The 22,818-nt window shown below is 71.4% G+C and carries 16 protein-coding genes; 8 read left to right on the forward strand and 8 right to left on the reverse strand.

The window, feature by feature from the left end; all coding sequences use genetic code 11:
* Positions 1 to 74: 74 nt before the first annotated feature.
* Positions 75 to 1,505 carry a cation:dicarboxylate symporter family transporter gene (locus BZL64_RS21460; protein WP_244205429.1) on the forward strand — a complete coding sequence of 477 codons (1,431 nt, stop codon included), beginning with the start codon at positions 75 to 77 and terminating at the stop codon, positions 1,503 to 1,505.
* 187 nt (positions 1,506 to 1,692) lie between these two features.
* Here BZL64_RS21460 and BZL64_RS21465 read toward each other — a convergent pair whose 3' ends face one another.
* A complete protein-coding gene (locus BZL64_RS21465) occupies positions 1,693 to 2,316 on the reverse strand; it encodes a TetR/AcrR family transcriptional regulator (protein WP_086770824.1) in 624 nt (207 codons plus the stop codon).
* 125 nt (positions 2,317 to 2,441) lie between these two features.
* Between BZL64_RS21465 and BZL64_RS21470 the strand changes: the two genes are divergently transcribed.
* On the forward strand, positions 2,442 to 4,139 hold the full coding sequence (locus tag BZL64_RS21470) for an MFS transporter (protein WP_086770825.1): 1,698 nt from the start codon (positions 2,442 to 2,444) through the stop codon (positions 4,137 to 4,139).
* A gap of 21 nt (positions 4,140 to 4,160) precedes the next feature.
* On the opposite strand, the gene BZL64_RS21475 is transcribed toward BZL64_RS21470, so the two are convergent.
* Complete coding sequence (locus tag BZL64_RS21475; protein ID WP_086770826.1) at positions 4,161 to 4,622, reverse strand: MarR family winged helix-turn-helix transcriptional regulator; 462 nt, start codon at positions 4,620 to 4,622, stop codon at positions 4,161 to 4,163.
* A 91-nt stretch (positions 4,623 to 4,713) separates the two neighbouring features.
* Here BZL64_RS21475 and BZL64_RS21480 point away from each other — a divergent pair, with 91 nt between their 5' ends.
* A complete protein-coding gene (locus BZL64_RS21480) occupies positions 4,714 to 5,340 on the forward strand; it encodes a maleylpyruvate isomerase family mycothiol-dependent enzyme (protein WP_086770827.1) in 627 nt (208 codons plus the stop codon).
* Positions 5,341 to 5,394: 54 nt separating this feature from the next.
* On the opposite strand, the gene BZL64_RS21485 is transcribed toward BZL64_RS21480, so the two are convergent.
* Positions 5,395 to 6,309: an NAD-dependent epimerase/dehydratase family protein gene (locus tag BZL64_RS21485; protein ID WP_425276059.1), complete on the reverse strand. Its 915-nt coding sequence runs from the start codon at positions 6,307 to 6,309 to the stop codon at positions 5,395 to 5,397.
* A 111-nt stretch (positions 6,310 to 6,420) separates the two neighbouring features.
* Here BZL64_RS21485 and BZL64_RS21490 point away from each other — a divergent pair, with 111 nt between their 5' ends.
* The 4 genes from BZL64_RS21490 to BZL64_RS21505 all read left to right on the forward strand — a co-directional run bounded on the left by BZL64_RS21490 (position 6,421) and on the right by BZL64_RS21505 (position 10,094).
* A complete protein-coding gene (locus BZL64_RS21490; RefSeq protein ID WP_086770829.1) occupies positions 6,421 to 6,870 on the forward strand; it encodes an Lrp/AsnC family transcriptional regulator in 450 nt (149 codons plus the stop codon).
* A gap of 60 nt (positions 6,871 to 6,930) precedes the next feature.
* A complete protein-coding gene (locus BZL64_RS21495) occupies positions 6,931 to 7,359 on the forward strand; it encodes a MerR family transcriptional regulator (protein WP_086770830.1) in 429 nt (142 codons plus the stop codon).
* Positions 7,360 to 7,373: 14 nt separating this feature from the next.
* Positions 7,374 to 7,688 (forward strand): thioredoxin family protein, encoded by a 315-nt coding sequence (locus tag BZL64_RS21500; RefSeq protein WP_086770838.1) that lies wholly within the window; start codon positions 7,374 to 7,376, stop codon positions 7,686 to 7,688.
* 183 nt (positions 7,689 to 7,871) lie between these two features.
* Positions 7,872 to 10,094 (forward strand): HelD family protein, encoded by a 2,223-nt coding sequence (locus BZL64_RS21505; RefSeq protein ID WP_086770831.1) that lies wholly within the window; start codon positions 7,872 to 7,874, stop codon positions 10,092 to 10,094.
* A 38-nt stretch (positions 10,095 to 10,132) separates the two neighbouring features.
* Here the strand turns inward: BZL64_RS21505 and glgB are convergent, their stop codons facing one another.
* From glgB to BZL64_RS21530, 5 genes are all read right to left on the reverse strand, one after another.
* Complete coding sequence (glgB, locus tag BZL64_RS21510) at positions 10,133 to 12,688, reverse strand: 1,4-alpha-glucan branching enzyme (protein ID WP_086770832.1); 2,556 nt, start codon at positions 12,686 to 12,688, stop codon at positions 10,133 to 10,135.
* Positions 12,689 to 12,701: 13 nt separating this feature from the next.
* On the reverse strand, positions 12,702 to 14,081 hold the full coding sequence (locus tag BZL64_RS21515) for a maltokinase N-terminal cap-like domain-containing protein (protein WP_086770833.1): 1,380 nt from the start codon (positions 14,079 to 14,081) through the stop codon (positions 12,702 to 12,704).
* Positions 14,082 to 14,189: 108 nt separating this feature from the next.
* Positions 14,190 to 15,890, reverse strand: a complete 1,701-nt coding sequence (gene treS / locus BZL64_RS21520) for a maltose alpha-D-glucosyltransferase (RefSeq protein ID WP_086770834.1) — start codon at positions 15,888 to 15,890, stop codon at positions 14,190 to 14,192.
* Entirely contained in the window at positions 15,887 to 18,187 is a 2,301-nt protein-coding gene (locus BZL64_RS21525) for an alpha-1,4-glucan--maltose-1-phosphate maltosyltransferase (RefSeq protein ID WP_086770835.1), read from the reverse strand. The genes treS and BZL64_RS21525 overlap by 4 nt, the downstream gene beginning before the upstream one ends.
* A 353-nt stretch (positions 18,188 to 18,540) precedes the next feature.
* Positions 18,541 to 19,863: a S8 family peptidase gene (locus BZL64_RS21530; protein WP_086770836.1), complete on the reverse strand. Its 1,323-nt coding sequence runs from the start codon at positions 19,861 to 19,863 to the stop codon at positions 18,541 to 18,543.
* Between the two features lie 358 nt (positions 19,864 to 20,221).
* On the opposite strand from BZL64_RS21530, the gene BZL64_RS21535 reads away from it, so the two are divergent.
* Positions 20,222 to 22,818: glycosyltransferase family 1 protein (locus tag BZL64_RS21535; protein ID WP_086770837.1), on the forward strand; the 2,597-nt coding region annotated here is incomplete at its 3' end.

The raw sequence follows: 22,818 nt of genomic DNA on the forward strand, positions 1-22,818 counted from the left end.
GTGACCGCCCTCACAGCGTGGGGCCATAGTCACGGCATCCCCCATATCCCCCGGACGTGAGCCGCACGCCGGTGATGCCGACGAAGACGTCAAGGAGGGCAGCCGTGGCCGCCAGCACCCCCGATACGGCATCCGCCGTACCCGCAGCAAAGCGGGACCGCACGCACTATCTGTACATCGCGGTGATCGTCGCGGTCGCCATCGGTATCGCCGTGGGCCTGATCGCCCCCGACTTCGCCGTCGAGCTGAAGCCCATCGGTACCGGCTTCGTGAACCTGATCAAGATGATGATCTCGCCGATCATCTTCTGCACGATCGTGCTCGGCATCGGATCCGTCCGCAAGGCCGCCAAGGTCGGCGCCGTCGGCGGTATCGCCCTCGGCTACTTCACGGTCATGTCGCTGGTCGCGCTCGGCATCGGCCTGGTCGTCGGCAACGTCCTGGACCCGGGCAGCAGCCTCGCGGTCACCGACGCGGTCAAGGAGACCGGTCAGGCGCAGGTCTCGGCGGAGGCCAAGGACACCACCGAGTTCCTGCTCGGGATCATCCCGACGACGATCGTCTCCGCCTTCACCGGCGGCGAGGTCCTCCAGACGCTGCTCGTCGCCCTGCTCGCCGGGTTCGCCCTCCAGGCCATGGGCTCGGCCGGCCAGCCGGTCCTGCGCGGCATCGAGCACATCCAGCGGCTCGTGTTCCGTATCCTCGCGATGGTGATGTGGGCGGCCCCGATCGGCGCCTTCGGCGCGATCGCCGCGGTCACCGGTTCCGCCGGCGTCGACGCCCTCAAGAGCCTCGCCGTCCTGATGCTCGGCTTCTACGCCACCTGCTTCCTCTTCGTCTTCATCGTGCTCGCCGCGCTGCTGCGGATCGTCGCCGGCATGAACATCCTCTCGCTCTTCAAGTACCTGGGCCGCGAGTTCCTGCTGATCCTGTCCACCTCCTCCTCCGAGTCCGCGCTGCCGCGTCTCATCGCGAAGATGGAGCACCTGGGCGTCAGCAAGCCCGTCGTCGGCATCACCGTCCCGACCGGCTACTCCTTCAACCTCGACGGCACCATGATCTACATGACCATGGCCTCGCTCTACATCGCCGACGCCATGGGTACGCCGATGTCGGTCGGTGAGCAGATCCCGCTGCTGCTGTTCCTGCTGGTCGCCTCCAAGGGCGCCGCCGGTGTCACCGGCGCCGGCCTCGCGACCCTGGCCGGTGGCCTCCAGTCGCACAAGCCGGCCCTGGTGGACGGCATCGGCCTCATCGTCGGCATCGACCGCTTCATGAGCGAGGCCCGCGCCCTGACGAACTTCGCGGGCAACGCCGTCGCCACGGTCCTGATCGGCACCTGGACCAAGGAGATCGACAAGGGACGCGTGGAGCAGGTGTTCGCGGGTGCACTGCCCTTCGACGAGAAGACCCTGCTCGACGACGGCCACGGCGGACAGGACACCCCGGCCGCGGACCTTCCCGGGCAGCGGGAAGAGGGCGAGAAGGAACTCGCCAAGGCCTGACGCCCCCGGGCGGCGCGTCCCCTCCCACTCCGGGTGTCCGGCCCCGCCTGAACCCGGGCCGGACACCCGGTACACGCCGGGCGGCTGAGTACTCCCCCGTAGCTCAGCCGCCCGGTTTTCGTCTTTCCGATTCGCCGCAGGCCCTCGGTGTTCGCACACCGAGGGCCTGCGGCGTTCGCCGTACCCGTCAGCCGGACTCGCTCACCTTCGTCACCAGTGCGGTGGCCAGGGTGGCGGGCACGCCCGCCGCGGTCAGTGTCGTGACGGCGGCCGACCGGCCCGCCTCGTGCGTGCTCAGCAACTCGTCGTTCACGGCCTCCATCAGCGCGAACACGATCTGCTCGTGCACGTACGCCAGCGCCGGCGCCGGCAGCGGTGAGACGAACGTCCCCTCGTCCAGACCGCGCTGCAGCAGCCGGATCGTGTCCCGGCGGACCGGGGCGAGCCGCTCCCGGATGCCCTGCATGGTGACCGTGCGCTGGGCCAGCGCGACCAGCAGACGGTAGCGGTCGGCGATCTGCCACACGGCCAGCACCGACCGGGCCAGCTCCTCCGCAGGATCCCCGACGGCCTCACGTTCCGGCTGGTGGGCGGCGGCCAGCACCTCCACCGCCTCGTCGACCAGCGTGCCGATCAGTGCCTCACGGCTGGGGAAGTGGCCGTACACCGTGCGCCGTACGACGCCGGCGGCGCGGGCGATCTGGTCCATGGACGCGTCGGGGTCGCGCAACAACTCGGCGAGGGCCACATCGAGGATGCGACGTCGGTTTGCCTCGGCGCGACTGCCGATACCCGTGGTCATGGCGGCCATTGTGCCCGCCTTCCGGCGATGGCTCGTTCCGCACCACGAATTTGCACAGCGTTGTGCAGGCAACGTACATTGCACAGCGTTGTGCAATTCCACCGGTGTACCTCCCGAGGAAGGCGATCCCTGCCATGCGACTCGTCCTGAACGAACCGGTCGACGGGATGAAGGGCCCCTACCGCCGACGCTGGTGGGCGCTCCTGGTCCTCTGCCTGAGCCTGCTGATCATCGTGATGGCGAACACCGCCCTCACGGTCGCCGCGCCCGCCATGACCGAGGACCTCGGCCTCTCCAGTGCCGACCTCCAGTGGGTCATCGACGGCTACACCGTGCCGTACGCGGCGCTGATGCTGCTGCTCGGCGCGATCGGCGACAAGTACAGCCGGCGCGGGGCGCTGATCCTCGGGCTCGTCGTGTTCGCCGGCGGGGCCATCTCCGGCTACCTCGCCGACAGCTCCGCCACCGTGATCGCGGCCCGCGCAGTGATGGGCGTGGGCGCGGCACTCATCATGCCCGCGACGCTCTCCCTGCTCGCCGCGACCTTCCCGCGCGCGGAACGCGCCAAGGCGATCACCCTGTGGACGGCCACCGCGGGCCTCGCCATCGCGGCCGGTCCGCTCGTCGCGGGAGCGCTGCTGGAGAACCACGGCTGGTCGTCGACGTTCCTCATCAACGTGCCCGTCGCCGCCGTCGCGATCGCCGGCGCCCTCGTCCTCGTCCCGCCGTCCAGGGCCGGGCACCACGACCGGATCGACCACGTCGGCGGCCTGCTGTCCGTGGTGTGGATCGGCGCGCTCGTCTACATGATCATCGAAGGCCCGCACTTCGGCTGGGGCCCCAAGGCGATCGGCGCGGCGGTCGTCGCCGCGCTCGCCCTGCTCGCCTTCGTCCTGTGGGAGTTGCGCCACCCGCACCCGGTGATCGACGTCCGCCGCTTCACCGACCGCCGCTTCGCCGGCTCCAACCTGGCCGTCGCCCTGTTCTTCCTCGCCGTCTTCGGCGCCTTCTACTACCTCACCCAGCACCTCCAGTTCGTCCTCGGCTACGACGCCCTCGACACCGGCCTGCGCATGCTGCCCCTGGCCGGCGCGGTCTTCGTCGGCTCGGCCCTGACCGCCTACCTCACCCCGCGCGTCGGCATGAAGTGGACGGTCACCGCGGGCATGGTCGGCGGCACGGCCGCCCTCGCCCTGCTCACCCAGGTCGACTCCACGTCCTCGTACGGCGACTTCGTGGCGTCCCTCGTCGTCCTCGGCGTGGCCATCGGGCTCGCCCTGTCGCCCTGCACGGACGCGATCATGGGGGCGTTCCCCGAGTCCGAACTGGGCGTCGGCGGCGCGGTGAACGACACCTCGCTGGAGCTGGGCGGCTCCCTGGGCATCGCCATCCTCGGCTCGCTGCTGGGCACGTCGTACTCCGACCGCCTCGGGGAAGCGGCGTCCGGCAGCGGCCTCCCCGCCGGCACGCTCGCCACCGCCCAGGACTCGGTCGGCGCCGGGTACGCCGTCGCGCAGGGCGTCGCCGACAGGGCACGGCAACTCGGGGAGCAGGCGGCGCAGTCGACCGATCCGCGGCAGGCCGCACAGCTCAAGGAGCAGGCTGCCCAACTCGCCGAGAATGCCCGGCACATGGCCGACTCGGTCGGATCCTCCTTCGCGGACGCGGTCGCCCACACGAGCCTGGTCGGCGCGGTGGTGCTCGGCGTCGGCACGCTGCTGGTGGCGGTGCTGCTGCCGGGCAAGGAAAAGCGGGCGGAGGCCGAGGCGGGGGATACGGCGGACGCGGGGGATGCGGACAAGGGGGAGCGGGAGTTCAGCGAGGTTCGCTGATCCGAGGCCGCCGCCGGCCGCTCAGGCCCAGGGGTCGGTGATCTCCCGCAGGGAGGTCAGCGCCTCCCGCAACTGCCGCATCCGGCGCTTGCCGAGGTGCTCCGCCCACTCCTTCTCCACCTGTGCGACCACCCCGTCGGCGACCTCCTTCGCCGCCCACGCCTTCTCCGCGCCGCACACCAGCCGGGCCCGCCGGTCGGTCGGGTCCGGCACGCGCCGCACATAGCCCGCCTTCTCCAGCTGGTCGACCAGGAAGCCGGCGGTCTGCTTGGTGACCTGGGCCTGTTCGGCGAGGTCCGTCAGCCGGGTGCCGTGCGGGCCGATGCGCTGGAGGACCCGGGCCTGGGCGGGGGTGAAGTCGTCGAAGCCCGCCTCGGCGAGGGCGGCGAAGACGCGGTTCTCCAGGGCCCGGTAGGGCAGGAACAGCAGCACGCCCGTGTTGGTCTCCGGTTCCGCCCCGTCGGGGCCACCGTCCGCCGTCACCGCCGACACCTCCTCGCCGCTGGTGCGCCCTGCCTTGACATTGGTCAGAGGCTCTGACTAATTTGGTCAGAGAAGCTTACCACTTGAGTGGGTGATTCCCGTGGGTGCGGTGCTGGACGAGGACACGTGCTGGCAGGTCATCGACCATGAACGGACCAGCCTGGCCGACCTGTTGGAGGGGCTCGGTCCCGAGGAATGGGAGCGCCCCACGCAGTGCGGGGACTGGCGGGTGCGGGACGTGGCCGCGCATCTGACGGTGGCGGCCCGCTTCTCGTACGGCCAGGTGGTGGGCGAGATGATCCGTGCCCGCGGCGACTGGAACCGCATGATCCACGACAGCGCCGTCCGTGAGGCGCGGCGCCCGGCCGACGAGATCGTCGCCCTGCTCCGCTCGACGATCGGTTCCCGCCGACTCGCGCCCATGACCAGCCGCCGCGAGCCCCTCATCGACATCCTCGTCCACGGCCAGGACATCGCCCTCGCGCTCGGCCGGGACCGCGAGATGCCGCGCGCGGCGGCCCGCGACGCCGCCGACCGCGTCTGCACGATGCGGGTCCCGCCCCGCCCCTGGCCCCTCCCGCGGGGCCGCCTGGTCGCCACGGACATCGAGTGGAGCCATGGCGCGGGCAAGGAGATCCGCGGCCCGATCGCCGCACTGCTCCTCCTGCTCACGGGCCGCGAGGCGGCGGCGGAGACACGGCTGACGCGGACGGGGTGAACACCGGCCGGTGAGTGTCAGCCGGCGGACGCGGTGAACGCCGGCCGGTGAGCGTCAGCCGGCCCGCGCTCCGAGGGTCTCCGCGACCGCCCGCCCGAGCCACTGCCGGGCGTTGCCGAAGGCGAAACCGAGCCGGACGGCACGGGAGTTGTCCATGGGGTAGGAGCGCCGGAAGGCGAACGGGGAGACCTCGCCGACCTCCACCTCGTGGAAGACGGTCTTGCCGTCGGGGAAGTGCCCGGCCACCACCCCGCACAACTCCTCGGTGGTCAGCGGCTGGTGGGACGCCGCGTTGACGGGCCCGGTGAACTCCTCGCCCGCCGCCCAGAACAGGAAGTCCGCGATCTCCTCCACGTGGATGTACGTCGCCGGGTGGTTCGACGCCGGCACGGTGATCGGCTCGCCGGTGCGGACACGGTCCGCGTAGTGCGCGAGCCGCCCGGTGAAGTCGTCGGCGCCGCCGAGGACGTGCGCGACCCGTACCGCCGTCCACGGGAACGCCCCGGCCGACGCGAACACGGCCTCCGCCTGCCGCTTGCCCTCGCCGTAGTGGGCGTCGAGGAACGCGGCGTCGTCCCAGGGGAGTCCGAGGTCGACGGTCGCGGCCAGGGGATCGACGTCCGTCTCCCGGACGGGGGCGATGGAGTCCTCGTACTCGTAGACCTCGACGGTGGACGTCAGCACATAGCGGCGGGTGCGGCCGGCGAGGACGCGCACGGCGACGGCTGCCTGCCGCGGGGTGTAGCAGACCTGGTCGACGACCACGTCGAAGCGGCGCGGGCCGAGCGCCGCGCGCAGCGCCACCTCGTCGTCGCGGTCGGCGACGAGGTGGACCGTGCCCGTGGGCGGCCGTGACGATCCGCGGTTGAGGACCGTGACCCGGTCCCCGGCCGCCAGCAGCCTTTCGACCAGCCGCTTGCCGACGTACCGGTTGCCACCGATGACCAGAACCTCTCGCGCCTTTTCCATGACCATAATTCTCGCGGCGTACCCACGAGGTCTGAAGGGGAAGACATGGGAGATCGGGCGGAAGCACCGAAAGAACCGCGGTATCCGCGTGCCGCCACCAGCGAAACATCGGTGGCCTTCGACGCGCTGGACCGGCAGATCCTCCAGCTGCTCCAGACGGACGGCCGGATCAGACTCAGCGAGCTGGGACGCCGGGTGCGGCTGAGCCCGGCCGCGGTGACCGAGCGGGTGCGCCGCCTGGAGGCCGCGGGCGCCGTCACCGGATACGCCGCCCAGGTCGCCCCGGCCCGCCTCGGCTACGGCATCCAGGCGTTCATCCGGGTCGATCCGCACGGCGGCTACACCCTCAAGCACCCCCGCACCCTGGAACTCCTCGACCGCCCCGAGATCACCGAGGCCCACCACGTGATCGGCGAGGACTGCTGGCTCCTCAAGGTCGCCGTCACGGACACGGTCCACCTGGAGGAGGTCCTGGAGCAGACCTCGGCGCTGGGCCGGACCACCACGTCGATCGTGCTGTCCTCCCCGGTGCGCGGGAAACCGCTCCTGCCGCCGGAGTGAGGGATCCTCCGGGACGAGGGTCTTGCCTTGACGTCGGCGTCAACCCGTACGTTCGTAGGCATGCGAATCGGCGAGCTGGCCGCACGGGCCGACACCACGACGCGGACGCTGCGGTACTACGAGTCGCGGGGGCTGCTGCCCGCGCGGCGCGACGAGCTGGGTCACCGGGCCTACGACGAGCACGACCTGCGGGCGTTGCAGCAGATCAGGACGTTGCGGGACTTCGGGTTCGAGCTGGAGGAGACCCGGCCCTTCGTGGAGTGTCTACGGGCGGGACACCCGGAGGGCGACTCGTGCCCGGCCTCGCTCGCGGTGTACCGGCGCAAGCTGGATGAGCTGGACGCGCTCATCGGGGAGCTGGCGGCGGTCCGCGACAAGGTCGCCGGGCAGCTCACGCGGGCCGAGCGGGCGCGTGACGAGCTGGCCGCCGAGGCGCTGGTTCCGGGGGGTCCGGAGCCCGTGTGTGAACTGGGAGGGCGGGACCTGTGACCAAGGTGGCCGGAGTGGACGAGGTGACGGACGCGGATTTCGCGGCGGAGGTACTCGCGGCGGAACTTCCGGTGCTGGTGGAGTTCACCGCCGACTGGTGCCCACCGTGCCGGCAGATGGCGCCGGTGCTCAGGGCGCTCGCCGAGGAGGAGGGGGAGAGGCTGAAGGTGGTGCAGCTGAACGTGGACCAGAACCCGGAGACGACCAACCACTACAAGGTGCTGTCGATGCCGACGTTCATGGTGTTCCGGGCCGGTGAGCCCCTGAAGGCGATGGTGGGGGCGCGGCCGAAGCGGCGACTGCTGGAGGAGTTGTCGGACGTCATCTGAGCAGAAGCACAAAACCCCCGAGCAATTGCGCTCGGGGGTTTTCTCGGCGTATATTCGATGATTCGCGACTTCAAGGGATTGAATCGCGGACAAGTTCAATGAGCAGAGTATATCCGGGCGGGAGCGGCATTGTCAAACATCGACGCAGGCGCAGAAGTAAGCAATGAATTCACCGACAGTGAAATGCGCGACGAACAGGAATTCATCGACGGGCTGTACGCGCGCGTCGACGCGCTGCGCGGTGTCACCGAGGCCGCCGTCACCGACGCGCTCGCCCAGGGCAACACCCCCATGCAGGCCCGTCTGGAACGGGACATCCTCGTCGCCGAACGCTCCGGGCTGCTCGCCGCGCTGAACGCCGTGGACGGCTCGCTCTGCTTCGGCCGGATCGACCTGGCCTCCGGCGCCAGCCACCACATCGGCCGGATCGGCCTGCGCCGGGACGACCCCGAGCGCACCCCGGTCCTCGTCGACTGGCGGGCCGACATCGCCCGCCCCTTCTACCTGGCCACCGGCCACACCACGATGGGCCTGCGCCGCCGCCGGCACATCTCCACCGACGGCCGCCGGGTCACCGCCCTGCACGACGAGTTCCTCGACCTCGGCGACGCCACCCGCACAGGCCACGAGGACCCCACCGGTGACGCCGTCCTCCTCGCCGCGCTCAACTCCGCCCGCACCGGCCGCATGCACGACATCGTGCAGACCATCCAGGCCGAACAGGACGAGATCATCCGCGCACCCCACCGCGGTGTGCTGGTCGTCGAGGGCGGCCCCGGCACCGGCAAGACGGCCGTCGCCCTGCACCGCGCCGCCTACCTCCTCTACGAACACCGCGAACTGCTCGCCAAGCGGGCCGTCCTCATCGTCGGCCCCAACCCCGCCTTCCTCGGCTACATCGCCGAGGTGCTCCCCTCCCTCGGCGAGACCGGCGTACTCCTCGCGACGGTCGGCGAGCTGTACCCCGGCGTGAAGGCGACGGCCACGGACACCCCCGAGGCCGCCGCGGTGAAGGGCCGCGCCGGCATGGCCGACGTCCTCGCCGCCGTCGTACGGGACCGGCAGGCACTGCCCGACCCGGTGATCGCCATCGAGCACGACCGCGAGGTCCTGATGCTCGACGAGGGCCTGGTCGGCGTCGCCCGCGAGCGCACCCGGGCCGCGAAGCTGCCGCACAACGCCGCCCGCGAGCACTTCGAGGGGCACATCCTCAACACCCTCACCGAGCTGTACGCCGAACGCGTCGGCACCGACCCCTACGACGGCTCCAGCCTCCTCGACCCCAGCGATGTCACCCAGATCCGCGACGAACTGGCCGAGAACCCCGAAGTATGGGCCGCCGTCGACCAGTTGTGGCCGGTACTCACCCCGCAGCGGGTGGTCGCCGACCTCCTCGCCGACCCCGAGGGGTACGTCCCCGACGAGGACGCGGCCGCCATCCGCCGCCCGGTCACCCGCGCCTGGACCGTCGCGGACGTCCCGCTGCTCGACGAGGCCGCCGAACTCCTCGGCGAGGACGACCGGTCGGCACGGGAGCGCGCCGAACGCGAACGGGAACGCCAGGTCGCCTACGCCCAGGGCGTGCTGGACGTCTCCTACGCCTCCCGGACGTACGAGTTCGACGACAAGGACGACGAGGCCTCCGAAGTCCTGTCGGCCCACGACATCATCGACGCCGAACGCTTCGCCGAACGCCACGAGGAGGACGACCACCGCAGCGCCGCCGAACGCGCGGCGGCCGACCGGACCTGGGCGTTCGGGCACATCATCGTCGACGAGGCGCAGGAACTGTCGCCGATGGCATGGCGGCTGCTGATGCGGCGCAGCCCGACCCGTTCCATGACCCTCGTCGGCGACCCGGCGCAGACCGCGGAGGCGGCGGGCGTCGGCTCCTGGTCAGGCATCCTCGACCCGTACGTCGGCGACCGCTGGGAGCACACCCGGCTGGGCGTCAACTACCGCACCCCCGCGGAGATCATGGACGTCGCGGCGGCCGTCGTCCGCGCCGAGCAGCCCGACTTCGTCCCGCCGAGTTCGGTACGGTCCACCGGCGTACGCCCCTGGGTACGTGCCGTCGACGACCTGCCCGGCGCGGTCGCCGAGGCGGTGAAGGAGCTGACCCCCGCCGAGGGCAGGCTCGCCGTGATCGCCCCCCGCGACCTGCACCGGCGCCTCGCGGCCCGCCTCGACGGAGTCACCGCGGACACCGACCCCGACCTCACCCACCAGGTCGTCCTCCTGGACCCCCGCCAGTCCAAGGGCCTGGAGTTCGACTCGGTCCTGGTCGTGGAACCCTCCCGCTACGGCACCAGCGACCTGTACGTCGCCCTGACCCGAGCCACCCAACGACTGGGAGTCCTGCACACCGGCAGCCTGCCGGGCCCGCTGGCGGAAACCCTCGGGTAGGCGAGGCCGGCAGGGGCGGGCGGCGGGCGAATATGCGGCTACGCCGGCCGCAGCCACACCGTCGACAACGGGGGCAGGGTCAGGCGGATGGATGCCGGGTGGCCGTGCCACGGCTGGGGTTCCGGTTTCACCGGGTCGGGGTGGAAGACGTCGCTGCCGCCGTACCGGCCGGCGTCCGTGTTGAGGACCTCGTACCAGGCGGGTATGTCGTCCGGCACGCCCAGCCGGTAGTCGTGGCGGACGACGGGGGAGAAGTGGGAGACGGCCAACAGGGGCGTGCCGTCGGCGTCGCGGCGCAGGAAGGCGAGGACGTTGTCGTCGGCGGCGTCGCCCACCACCCACGCGAAGCCGTCGGCGGAGGTGTCCCGCTCCCACAGGGCCGGCGTCGACCGGTAGACGGAGTTCAGGTCACCGACCAGCTCCCGCACGCCCCGGTGATCGGCCTCCGCTCCGTACGCGGGGTCGAGCAGCCACCAGTCCGGCCCGTACTCCTCCGACCACTCCGCGCCCTGCGCGAACTCCTGCCCCATGAAGAGGAGTTGCTTGCCCGGATGGGCCCACATGTACGCCAGGTAGGCGCGCAGACTGGCGCGCTGCTGCCACCAGTCGCCGGGCATCTTCGACACGAGCGACTTCTTGCCGTGCACCACCTCGTCGTGCGAGATGGGCAGGACGTAGTTCTCGCTGTAGGCGTACACCATGGAGAAGGTCATCTCGCCGTGGTGGTACCTGCGGTACACGGGCTCGTGGCTCATGTACTGGAGCGAGTCGTGCATCCACCCCATGTTCCACTTCAGTCCGAAGCCGAGCCCGCCGAAGCCGCTCGGACCCCGATGGTGCGTGGCGCGTGTGACGCCGTCCCAGGCCGTGGACTCCTCCGCGATGGTCACGACGCCGGGGACGCGCCGGTACACCGTGGCGTTCATCTCCTGGAGGAAGGCCACCGCGTCGAGGTTCTCCCGGCCGCCGTGCTCGTTGGGCGTCCACTGGCCGGGCTCGCGCGAGTAGTCGAGGTAGAGCATGGAGGCGACGGCGTCCACCCGGAGCCCGTCGATGTGGAACTCCTCGCACCAGTACACCGCGTTGGCGACGAGGAAGTTGCGCACCTCGCGCCGCCCGTAGTCGAACTCCAGCGTGCCCCAGTCGGGATGCGCGGCCCGCAGCGGGTCCTCGTGCTCGTACAGGGTCCGCCCGTCGAACTCGGCCAGCGCCCAGTCGTCGCGCGGGAAGTGGGCCGGCACCCAGTCCATGAGGACGCCGATGCCGGCCCGGTGCAGCGCGTCCACCAGGAACCGGAAGTCGTCGGGCGTGCCGAGCCGGGCCGTGGGCGCGTAGAAGCCGGTGACCTGGTAGCCCCAGGAGCCGCCGAAGGGATGCTCGGCGATCGGCATCAGCTCGACGTGCGTGAAGCCCAGCTCCCTGACGTACGCCGGGAGCTGCTCGGCGAGTTGACGGTAGGTCAGGCCCGGTCGCCAGGAGGGGAGGTGGACCTCGTAGATGGACAGGGGTGCCTCGTGGGCCGGGCGTTCGCCGCGCCGCGCCATCCACTCCTCGTCGCCCCACTCGTAGTGCGAGGCCTCGACCACCGAGGAGGTGGCCGGCGGGGTCTCCGTGCGGCGGGCCATAGGGTCGGCGCGCTGGGTGCGGGAGCCGTCGGGCCGGGTGATGTCGAACTTGTACAGCTCGCCCTCGCCGATCCCCGGCACGAACAGTTCCCACACCCCGGAGGAGCCCAGCGACCGCATCGGATACCCGATGCCGTCCCAGAAGTTGAACGCGCCCGCCAGCCGCACCGCGCGCGCGTTGGGCGCCCACACGCAGAACCGGGTGCCGGCCACGTCCTGGTGGGTGAGGGGGTGCGCGCCGAGCACCGTCCACAGTTCCTCGTGCCGGCCCTCGCCGATCAGGTGCAGGTCCAGGTCGCCCAGCGTGGGCAGGAAGCGGTACGGGTCCTCGGTCTCCTGGACCGTGTCCTCGTAGGCGACGACGAGACGGTAGGCCGGGACCTCCCGCAGGGGGAGCAGGCCGGAGAAGAAGCCGTCGCCGTCGTCGTGCAGTTCGGCCCGCAGGTCGCCCGTGACGACGGCGACCGAGCGGGCGTAGGGGCGGAACGCGCGGTAGACGATCCCGCCGGGCGCCGGGTGCGCGCCGAGCACGGCGTGCGGCTGGTGATGCGTGCCGTGCAGCAGCCGCTCGCGGTCGTCGGCGTCCAGCGCGGGCGAGAGGGCGACCTCCAGGGGCCCGGCCGGGGGCGCCTCGCGCGCCACGGACCTCTTCGCCGCGACCGCCTTCTTCGTGCCCGCCTTCTTCGCCACGGACTTCTTCGCCACGGCGCTCGCCACTGCCTTCTTCGTCGCGGTCTTCGCCGTGACGGCCTTCTTGGTGACGGCCTTCCCGGCAGCCGCGGTCTTCTTCCCGGCCGCTTTCTTCCCGGCCGTCTTCTTGCCCGTCGCCGTCTCGGCCGCCGTCTTCGCGGTCACCGATTTCCTGACCGCGGCTTTCTCGGCCGGGATCTTCTTCGGGTCCCTCGGGGCCTTCGTTGCCTTCGGTTCCCTCGGGTCGGAACCGTGGGGGGACGGGGGGCTGGGAGTCACGGGCGGAGCCTCCTCAGAACGAGTCGGTTGCGGCGAGCCGACGTATCGCGGTCAGCGGGACGGAGAGCCAGTCGGGGCGGTGCCGGGCCTCGTAGACGACCTCGTAGACCGCCTTGTCCGTCTCGTAGGCCCGCAGCAGTACGGGGTCGGTGCGGGGGTCGGTGCCGGACACCTCGGCGTAGCCGGAGCAGTAGGCGGCCCGGCACACCTCGGCCCATCCGGGCGCCGGCGGTTCGGCGGAGAGGGCGGCGTAGTCGAAGGAGCGCAGCATGCCCGCCACGTCCCGGAGGGCCGGCTGGGGCATCCTGCGTTCGGCGAGCGGGCGGGCCGGTTCGCCCTCGAAGTCGATCAGCGACCACTCTCCGGAGGGAGCGCGCAGGCACTGCCCGAGGTGCAGGTCGCCGTGGACGCGCTGGGCGGTCCAGGTACGGCCCTCGGCCGCGAGGCCGGCCAGAGCGGAGAAGGCGGTGCGCAGGCCGGGCGCGTACGGGCGCAGCGCGGGTACCGCCTGGGAGGCCGCGTCGAGCCGCTCGGTCATGCCGTCGACGAGCGGTCCGAGCTGGGCGTGGCCGAGGGTCACGGTGGGCAGCGCGCGGGCCAGGGCCGTGTGCACCTCGGCGGTGGCCCGGCCCAGGGCCCGTGCCTCGGCGCCGAAGTCCTGGCCCTTGGCCAGTTCCCGCAGCGCCAGCTCCCAGCCGTCCGTCGCGCCCTGCACGTACGGCTGGAGCACACCGAGGACGTACGACTCGCCGGCGCCGTCCTCCAGGTCCGCGTGCAGCCATGCCGTCGGCGCGGGAACCCGGGAGGAGCCCTCGCGGGCCAGCGCCAGCGGCAGTTCCAGGTCGGGGTTGACGCCGGGGACGACCCGGCGCAACAGCTTCAGGATGAACGTATCTCCGAACACGACCGACGAATTGGACTGCTCGGCGGTCAGCCGGCGTGGCACCAGGCCGGCGCGTATCTCCTGACCGTGGTCCCGTTCGCAGCGCAGGACGCCGATGCGGGCCTCGGTGCGCAGCGCCTCCAGGAGGACCTCGGCGGGCCGGGTGTCGTACAGGGCGTCGTAGACGGTCCGGCCGCCGAGCGGTCCGTCCGGCACGTGCCCGATCATCGCGGGCGCCAGCCGGGGCGGCAGCGCCTCACGCACGCCGATCAGCAGCTGGTAGCAGTCACCGGGCACGGCGCCCTGGTGGGCGCGGACCAGCAGGTGGTAGAGGCCCAGCCTGGACGCGGCGGGCAGTAGCTCGGTGCCCGCCACCAGCGAGAATCCCGTGACCGGACTCCCCTTGCCGGCGAACCAGCGCTGCCGTGGCAGCCACTCGCGCAGCAGGGGGGCCAGTGACGCGAGGAGGCCGGGGCTGGTCGTGCCGGAGAGTGTGACCGTTTCCGCCATGGCGTCACGTCCTTTCCCCGGGGGGTCGGGGTGTTACTGATGCGTGCCCCGGGCGGGGCGGGAGAAACCGCCCCGCCGCGGGGTTCTAGACGGTCCGCACGCTTCGCACTAGACCGTCTCCCTGCGCAACCGGAACCAGTAGAAGCCGTGCCCGCCGAGGGTCAGCAGGTACGGCAGGTCACCGACGGCCGGGAAACGGACGCCGCCGAACAGCTCGACGGGGTGGCGGCCACCGAACCGGCTCAGGTCCAGTTCGGTGGGCTGGGCGAAGCGCGAGAAGTTGTGGACGCACAGGACCAGGTCGTCCTCGTACTCGCGAAGGAAGGCGAGGACGGCCGGGTTGGAGGACGGCAGTTCGGTGTAGGAGCCGAGGCCGAAGGCGTGGTTCTGCTTGCGGATCTCGATCATGCGGCGGGTCCAGTGCAGCAGCGAGGAGGGCGACGCCATCGACGCCTCGACGTTGGTGACCTGGTAGCCGTGGACGGGGTCCATGATGGTCGGCAGAAAGAGCCGGCCGGGGTCGCAGGACGAAAAGCCTGCGTTACGGTCCGGTGTCCACTGCATGGGAGTGCGCACCGCGTCACGGTCGCCGAGCCAGATGTTGTCGCCCATGCCGATCTCGTCGCCGTAATACAGGATCGGCGAACCGGGCAGCGACAGCAACAGCGCGGTGAAGAGTTCGATCTGGTTGCGGTCGTTGTCCAGGAGGGGGGCGAGCCGCCGCCGGATGCCGATGTTGGCGCGCATGCGCGGGTCCTTGGCGTACTCCGCGTACATGTAGTCGCGCTCTTCGTCGGTGACCATCTCCAGGGTCAGTTCGTCGTGGTTGCGGAGGAAGATGCCCCACTGGCAGCCGGAGGGGATCGTCGGCGTCTTGGCGAGGATCTCCGACACCGGGTAGCGGGACTCGCGGCGCACGGCCATGAAGATGCGGGGCATGACGGGGAAGTGGAACGCCATGTGGCACTCGTCGCCGCCGGAGGCGTAGTCGCCGAAGTAGTCGACGACGTCCTCGGGCCACTGGTTGGCCTCGGCCAGGATCACCGTGTCCGGGTACTGGGCGTCGATCTCCTTGCGGACCCGTTTGAGGAAGGCGTGGGAGGCCGGAAGGTTCTCGCAGTTCGTCCCCTCCTCGGCGTAGAGGTAGGGCACGGCGTCGAGCCGGAAGCCGTCGATGCCCAGGTCCAGCCAGAACCGCAGCGCGGAGATCATCTCCTCCTGCACGGCCGGGTTCTCGTAGTTGAGGTCCGGCTGGTGGGAGAAGAAGCGGTGGAAGAAGTACTGCTTGCGCACCGGGTCGAAGGTCCAGTTGGACACCTCGGTGTCGACGAAGATGATCCGCGCGTCCGCGTACTGCTTGTCGTCGTCGGCCCACATGTAGTAGTCGCCGTACGGCCCCTCAGGATCCTTTCTCGACTCCTGGAACCACGGATGCTGGTCGCTGGTGTGGTTCATGACGAAGTCGATGATGACGCGCATGCCGCGCTGGTGGGCGGCGTCGACGAACTCCACGAAGTCGGCGAGGTCGCCGAACTCGGGCAGGACGGCGGTGTAGTCGGAGACGTCGTAGCCGCCGTCCTTCAGCGGTGACTTGAAGAAGGGCGGCAGCCACAGGCAGTCGACGCCCAGCCACTGGAGGTAGTCGAGTTTGGCGGTGAGTCCCTTGAGGTCGCCGACGCCGTCGCCGTTGCTGTCCTGGAAGGAACGGACGAGGACCTCGTAGAAGACGGCTCGTTTGAACCAGTCGGGATCGCGGTCCTTGGCGGGGGTGTCCTCGAAGGTGTCCTGAACGGGCTCGTTGACGATCATCGTGTGGGTGACCCTCCGATCTGCGGGGTGGACGGTCGCAGGACGGTCAGGACGTGCGCGGGCCGAGTGCCCGGTTCGAGGCGCACGTAATTGGCCCTGCCCCAGTAGTAGGTCTCGCCGGTGAGCTCGTCGCGCACCGGCACGGACTCGTGCCAGTCCAGGCCGAGTTGCGGCATGTCCAACGAGACCGTGGCCTCCTGGGTGTGGTGGGGGTCGAGGTTGACGACCACCAGAACCGTGTTCGAACCGCTCCGCTTCGAGTAGGCGATCACCGCGTCCTGGTCGGCATCGTGGAAGTGCAGGTTCCGCAGTTGCCGCAGCGCGGGATGGGCCCGGCGGATCTCGTTGAGCCGGGTGATCAGCGGGGCGATGGTGCGGCCCTCGCGTGCGGCGGCCTCCCAGTCCCGCGGCCTGAGCTGGTACTTCTCCGAGTCGAGGTACTCCTCGCTGCCCTCCTTCACCGGGGTGTTCTCGCACAGCTCGTAGCCGCTGTAGATGCCCCAGCTGGGGGAGAGGGTCGCGGCGAGCACGGCCCGCGCCTCGAAGGCGGGGCGTCCGCCGTGCTGGAGCTGGGCGTGCAGGATGTCCGGGGTGTTGGGGAAGAAGTTCGGCCGCATGTAGGAGGCCGCCTCGCCCGTCAGCTCGGTGAGGTACTCGGTCAGCTCCGCCTTGCTGTTGCGCCAGGTGAAGTACGTGTACGACTGCTGGAAGCCGATCTGCGCGAGGGTGTGCATCATCGCGGGCCGGGTGAACGCCTCGGCCAGGAAGATCACGTCCGGGTCGGTCCGGTTGATCTCCCCGATGACCCGCTCCCAGAACACCACCGCCTTGGTGTGCGGGTTGTCCACCCGGAAGATCCGCACGCCGTACGACATCCAGTGCCGCAGCACCCGCAGCGTCTCGGCGACGAGCCCGTCCATGTCGGCGTCGAAGGCGATCGGGTAGATGTCCTGGTACTTCTTCGGCGGGTTCTCGGCGTACGCGATCGTCCCGTCCGGCCGGTGATGGAACCACTCGGGGTGTTCGCGCACCCACGGGTGGTCCGGCGAGCACTGCAGCGCGAAGTCGAGCGCGATCTCCAGGCCCTGCTCTCTCGCCCGCCGCACGAACCACGCGAAGTCGTCGATCGTGCCGAGATCCGGGTGCACGGCGTCGTGTCCGCCCTCGGGTGAGCCGATCGCCCAGGGCACGCCCACGTCCTCGGGGCCGGGGTCGAGGGTGTTGTTACGGCCCTTGCGGAAGGTCGTACCGATCGGATGGATGGGCGGGAGGTAGACGACGTCGAAGCCCATCGCGGCGATCGCGGGCAGCCGGCGCGCGGCCGTGCGGAACGTGCCGTGCGGGCGCTCGGGGGTGCCCTCGGAACGCGGGAAGAACTCGTACCAGGAGCCGTACAGCGCCCGCTCCCGCTCCACCTGCAAGGGGAGCGTCTCGGACTCGGTGACCAGCTCGCGCACCGGGTGGCGGGCCAGCACCGCGTCCACCTCCGGGTCGAGCGCCGCCGCCAGCCGGGAGGCGGCCGGGCGGGACTCGTCGCGCAGGGCGCCGACCGCGGCGAGGAGTACGTTCCGCTGCGCCGCGGAGCCCTCCTGGGCTGTGGAGCCCGCCGTCGCCGGCGCCTTCGCCTCGGGGATCCCGGCGGCGGCGCGCTCGTACAGCAGGGCGCCCTCCTCCAGGACGAGGTCGGTGTCGATGCCCGCGGGGATCTTGATGCGCGCGTGGTGCCGCCAGGTGCTGACCGGATCGCTCCAGCCCTCGACGGTGTACGTCCAGTGGCCCGGCGCGTCCGGGGTGACGTCGGCGCCCCAGCGGTCGGTGCCGGGGGCCAGCTCGCGCATCGGCGTCCACGGGCCGGGGCGGCCGTCGGGATCGCGCAGCACGACGTTGGCGGCGACCGCGTCGTGACCCTCGCGGAACACGGTGGCCGAGACCTGGAACGTCTCTCCGGTGACCGCCTTGGCGGGCCGCCGGCCGCGCAGGACGACCGGCCGGACATCGAGGACGGGTATACGCCCCACGGCGGTCCCGCTCCCCGCGGCGGACCGCTCGGGCGACGACCGCTGCGGCGGTGACTGCCCGGTCTGTGCCTGCTCGGTCGGTGACTCGTCCGGTGATGACTGGTCCGGCGACGACTGGTCCGGCGGTGATTGGCCCGTCGGCGATTGCTTCGGCGACGCCCGCTTCGCGGAGGATCGCTCCGCGGCGGCCGGTCCGGCGGTCGCGGAACGCTCGGAGGATGGTGGCGCTGCCGTGCGAGGGGGTGTCGGGGGTGCTGACGAGTGGTGCGTGGCGGGCATGACCGCTCCTGTCCGCATCAACGAAGGTGGGCGTGATGGATGTGGGGAGGTGGGTCCTGCGGCATACGGGGTGGGTGGTGCCGGGTGCTGCGGGGCGTACCGCGAGCCGGGCGCGCCGGGGCGCGGGCCGGCAGGCGGCTGCCGGGGTCGTGCTCGTCGCACGGCGTGCTCTCGTCGTACGGCGGGCTCTGGTCGTACGGGGTCCTGTACCGGAGGAGCCTTCCCACCCTATTCGGGTGAGCAATCCGGCACGTTGTTAACTACTCGCGCGTATGTATTCACAAACTCGTACTCCGTCCGTGGGAGATTCTCGCGAGTTCCGAGAACGTTCCTGCCGAGTTCCTCGGGAGTCCTCAAGGACGCGTCACCCGCAGGAGTCTGTCCGGCGAACCGGGCCCCCGGCCGGACACCTTGCCGTTCGTGGCCCCCGCGACCAGGGCCCGCTGCACCTGGGCGGGCGTGGCCCTCGGACGCGTCGCGAGATACAGCGCGGCCACGCCCGCCGCGTGCGGGGCCGCCATCGACGTACCGGACCAGGTCGCGCGCCCCGTGTCGCTCGTGTGCGCCGTCGAGACGATGGACACCCCCGGGGCGAACAGGTCGAGGGCTGAGCCGTGGTTGGAGTACGCGAGGCGGACGTCCCGGCGGTCGGTCGCCCCGACGGTGATCGCCTCTATGACGTCGGCGGGGGAGTACAGGGCTGCCGCCCGGCCCTCGTTCCCGGCGGCGACGGTGTAGGTCACGCCGGAGCGGATCGACGCGCGGACGGCCGCGTCCAGCTGCGCGCTGTACGGGCCGCCCAGGCTGAGGTTGGCGACCGCCGGTTTCCGCGCGTGCCGGGTGACCCAGTCGATGCCGGCGATGACCCGCGCGGTGGTGCCGGCGCCCGCGCTGTCCAGCACCCGGACGGAGACCACCTTCGCCTTCTTGGCGACCCCGGCGCCGCTGCCCGCGACGGTACCGGCGACATGGGTGCCATGTCCGTTGCCGTCCCCCGCGCCGCGGTCGCCGCCCACGAAGTCCCACCCGTACGACGCCCGGCCGCCGAAGTCCCGGTGCGTGATCCGTACGCCGGTGTCGATGACGTACACCGTCACCCCGGCCCCCGCGGAGGCCGGCGCGCTGTAGCCGCCGTCCAGGGGGAGGCCCGCCTGATCGAGACGGTCGAGGCCCCAGGAGGGGGGCCGCTGCCGCTGCCGCGTCGGGGCGGTTCGCGGGGGCGTGGTCCGCGGGGTCCGGGCGGTTAGCGGGGGTGTGGTCCGCCGGGTCGTGTCGAGGGCCACCCGCGTGTCCTGGACGACCGACACCACCCGTGGGTCGGCCGCGAGCCGCCGTGCCTGTCCCGCGGTCGCCTCGACGGCGAAACCGTTGAGGACCGTGCCGTAGGTGTGGCTGATCCGGGCCCCGTACCGTGCGGCGATGCCCCGGCCCGCGGCCGGTGCCCGCACCCCCTCTTCGAGCGTCACGAGATAACTGCCGTCGACGGTGCCGGGCTGACCGGCGCCGCCTATCGCCCCCTCCGGTGGTGCGGCGTGCGCGGGTGGTGTGGCCTGCCTGGGCGGGGTGATGGGTGGTGTGGCGTGCGCGGGTGGGGTGATGGCCGAGAACACCAGGGTCGTGGCGACCGCGATGAGACCCCCCACCCGGCGCAGACGCCGTGTCCGCGTCCGAGCCATGGTTCGAGTTCCCCTCCTCGAGTCGACGCACGACGGCGGTGCCGGGTGCGCCACCCGCAGCCTCTCGTGCGGCGTGAAGTGTCACAAGGTGGCCCGCGGGGGTGGAATCGGCCATAAAGGGGCGCACTGGGGGGCTCCAAGGCGCCGGTCAGGGCATCCGGGCGAGCCGGGCCGGGCGATCCGATCGTCCGGCGCGGCGACCGGAACGTCCGGAGGGGCGCGAGAAGCCCCGCCGGGGGCCGAAGTACAGGCTCGGCTGCGGCAGCCTCCAGCAACTCCGGCACCGACGCCGGTACCGTCATCAGAGACGTTGACGCACACTGCCGTGCGCCACTCCTCACGCACGCCGAGGTGGAATGTGAAGGCGATCCGTCGATTCACTGTCCGACCCCTTCTCCCCGAACCCCTCCGGCCGCTCAGTGACCTCGCGCGCAATCTGCGCTGGTCATGGCATGCGGAAACCCGCGAACTCTTCCGCTCCGTCGACCCCGAACACTGGGCGACCGCGGGCGGCGACCCCGTACGGCTGCTGGGCGGCGTACGCGCCGCACGCCTCCAGGAACTGGCCGAGGACCACCAGTTCCTGACCCGGCTGACCGCCGCGGCCGACGATCTCAACGACTACATGACCGGCGAGCGCTGGTATCAGGCGCAGTCCGCCGAGCTGCCCGCCGCCATCGCCTACTTCTCCCCGGAGTTCGGTGTCACGGCCGCCCTGCCCCAGTACTCAGGCGGCCTTGGCATCCTCGCCGGCGACCATCTGAAGGCGGCCAGCGACCTGGGCGTCCCCCTCATCGGGGTCGGGCTGCTCTACCGGCACGGCTACTTCCGCCAGACCCTCTCCCGCGAGGGCTGGCAGCAGGAGCACTATCCCGTCCTCGACCCCAACGAGCTGCCGGTCAGCCAGCTCAAGGAGGACGACGGCACCCCCGCCCAGGTCTCCCTCGCCCTCCCCGGCGGAAAACAGCTCCACGCCCGGATCTGGCTGGCCCAGGTCGGCCGTGTGCCGCTGCTGATGCTCGACTCCGACGTCGAGGACAACGACGTCGGCGAACGCGGGGTGACCGACCGGCTCTACGGCGGCGGCAGCGAACACCGCCTCCTCCAGGAGATGCTGCTCGGCATAGGAGGTGTCCGGGCGGTACGCACGTACTGCCGGCTCACCGGGCACGCCCCGCCCGAGGTGTTCCACACCAACGAGGGGCACGCCGGGTTCCTCGGCCTGGAGCGGATCGCCGAGCTGTGCGACGACGGACTCGACTTCGACTCCGCCCTCGAAGCGGTCCGAGCCGGCACCGTCTTCACCACCCACACCCCCGTCCCGGCCGGCATCGACCGCTTCGACCGCGAACTCGTCGCCCGGCACTTCGGTCCCGGCGCCGAACTCCCGCGCATCGACGTCGGCCGCATCCTCACCCTGGGCATGGAGACCTATCCGGGCGGCGAGGCCAACCTCTTCAACATGGCGGTGATGGGCCTGCGCCTCGCCCAGCGCGCCAACGGCGTCTCGCTCCTGCACGGCCAGGTCAGCCGGGAGATGTTCGCCGGCCTGTGGCCCGGCTTCGACGCCGAGGAGGTCCCGATCACCTCCGTCACCAACGGCGTGCACGCCCCCACCTGGGTCGCCCCCGAGGTGCTGCGGCTGGGCGCCCGGCAGATCGGCGACCAGCGCGCAGAGGACGCCCTCAGCGTCGGCGGCTCCGACCGCTGGGACTCCGTCGCCGACATCGCCGACCAGGACATCTGGGACCTCCGCCGCGACCTGCGCGAGCAGCTCGTCATGGAGGTACGGCAGCGGCTGCGGGCCTCCTGGCGGCAGCGCGGCGCGGGCACGGCCGAGCTGGGCTGGATCGACGGAGTCCTCGACCCCGACGTCCTCACCATCGGATTCGCGCGCCGCGTCCCGTCGTACAAGCGGCTGACACTGATGCTGCGCGACCGCGACCGCCTGATGGACCTGCTCCTGCACCCGGACCGTCCGATCCAGATCGTGGTGGCGGGCAAGGCGCACCCGGCGGACGACGGCGGCAAGAGGCTCGTCCAGGAACTGGTGCGCTTCGCCGACGACCCGCGCGTGCGCCACCGCATCGTCTTCCTCCCCGACTACGGCATGGCGATGGCGCAGAAGCTGTACCCCGGCTGCGACATCTGGCTCAACAACCCGCTGCGCCCGCTGGAGGCCTGCGGCACCTCCGGAATGAAGGCGGCGCTCAACGGCTGTCTCAACCTCTCCGTCCTGGACGGCTGGTGGGACGAGTGGTTCCAGCCCGACTTCGGCTGGGCCATCCCCACCGCGGACGGCTCCGGCATGGACGCCGACCACCGCGACGACATCGAGGCGGCGGCGCTGTACGACTTGCTGGAGCAGCGCGTCACCCCCCGCTTCTACGAGCCCGGCGCGGGCGGGCTGCCCGACCGCTGGATCGAGATGGTCCGCCAGACCATCACCCTCCTCGGCCCGAAGGTGCTGGCCGGCCGTATGGTCCGCGAGTACGTCGAACGCCTCTACACCCCGGCGGCCCAGGCCCACCGCGCCCTCGGCCCCGACACGGCCCGCGACCTCGCCGCCTGGAAGGCGAAGGTGCGCGCCTCCTGGCACACCGTCACCGTCGACCACGTCGAGACCTCGGCGGCCACCCCGACCGCCGAACTCGGCACGATGCTCGCCCTCCGCGTCCGCCTGCGCCTCGGCGACCTCACCCCCGACGACGTCGAGGTGCAGGCCGTCTCCGGCCGAGTCGACGCGGAGGACCGCATCACGGACGGCACGGCCGTCCCCCTGAAACCGGTGGGCGGCCCCGATCTGGAGGGCCGCTGGGTCTACGAGGGCCCCCTCTCCCTCGACCGCACGGGCCCGTACGGCTACACCGTCCGCATCCTGCCGGACCATCCGCTGATCGCCTCGGGCGCGGAGTTGGGGCTGGTGGCGGGGCCTTCGGAGGAACTGGCTGAGGG

This window comes from Streptomyces bobili, assembly GCF_002154575.1.
Classification (GTDB): domain Bacteria; phylum Actinomycetota; class Actinomycetes; order Streptomycetales; family Streptomycetaceae; genus Streptomyces; species Streptomyces bobili.

Bases quoted from the DNA above. Each gene is read 5' to 3' on its own strand.
- BZL64_RS21460 (WP_244205429.1), top strand. From the start codon at position 75: ATGCCGACGAAGACGTCAAGGAGGGCAGCCGTGGCCGCCAGCACCCCC.
- BZL64_RS21465 (WP_086770824.1), bottom strand. From the start codon at position 2,316: ATGGCCGCCATGACCACGGGTATCGGCAGTCGCGCCGAGGCAAACCGA.
- BZL64_RS21470 (WP_086770825.1), top strand. From the start codon at position 2,442: ATGCGACTCGTCCTGAACGAACCGGTCGACGGGATGAAGGGCCCCTAC.
- BZL64_RS21485 (WP_425276059.1), bottom strand. From the start codon at position 6,309: ATGGAAAAGGCGCGAGAGGTTCTGGTCATCGGTGGCAACCGGTACGTC.
- BZL64_RS21495 (WP_086770830.1), top strand. From the start codon at position 6,931: ATGCGAATCGGCGAGCTGGCCGCACGGGCCGACACCACGACGCGGACG.
- BZL64_RS21505 (WP_086770831.1), top strand. From the start codon at position 7,872: ATGCGCGACGAACAGGAATTCATCGACGGGCTGTACGCGCGCGTCGAC.
- BZL64_RS21515 (WP_086770833.1), bottom strand. From the start codon at position 14,081: ATGGCGGAAACGGTCACACTCTCCGGCACGACCAGCCCCGGCCTCCTC.
- treS (WP_086770834.1), bottom strand. From the start codon at position 15,890: ATGATCGTCAACGAGCCCGTTCAGGACACCTTCGAGGACACCCCCGCC.
- BZL64_RS21525 (WP_086770835.1), bottom strand. From the start codon at position 18,187: ATGCCCGCCACGCACCACTCGTCAGCACCCCCGACACCCCCTCGCACG.
- BZL64_RS21530 (WP_086770836.1), bottom strand. From the start codon at position 19,863: ATGGCTCGGACGCGGACACGGCGTCTGCGCCGGGTGGGGGGTCTCATC.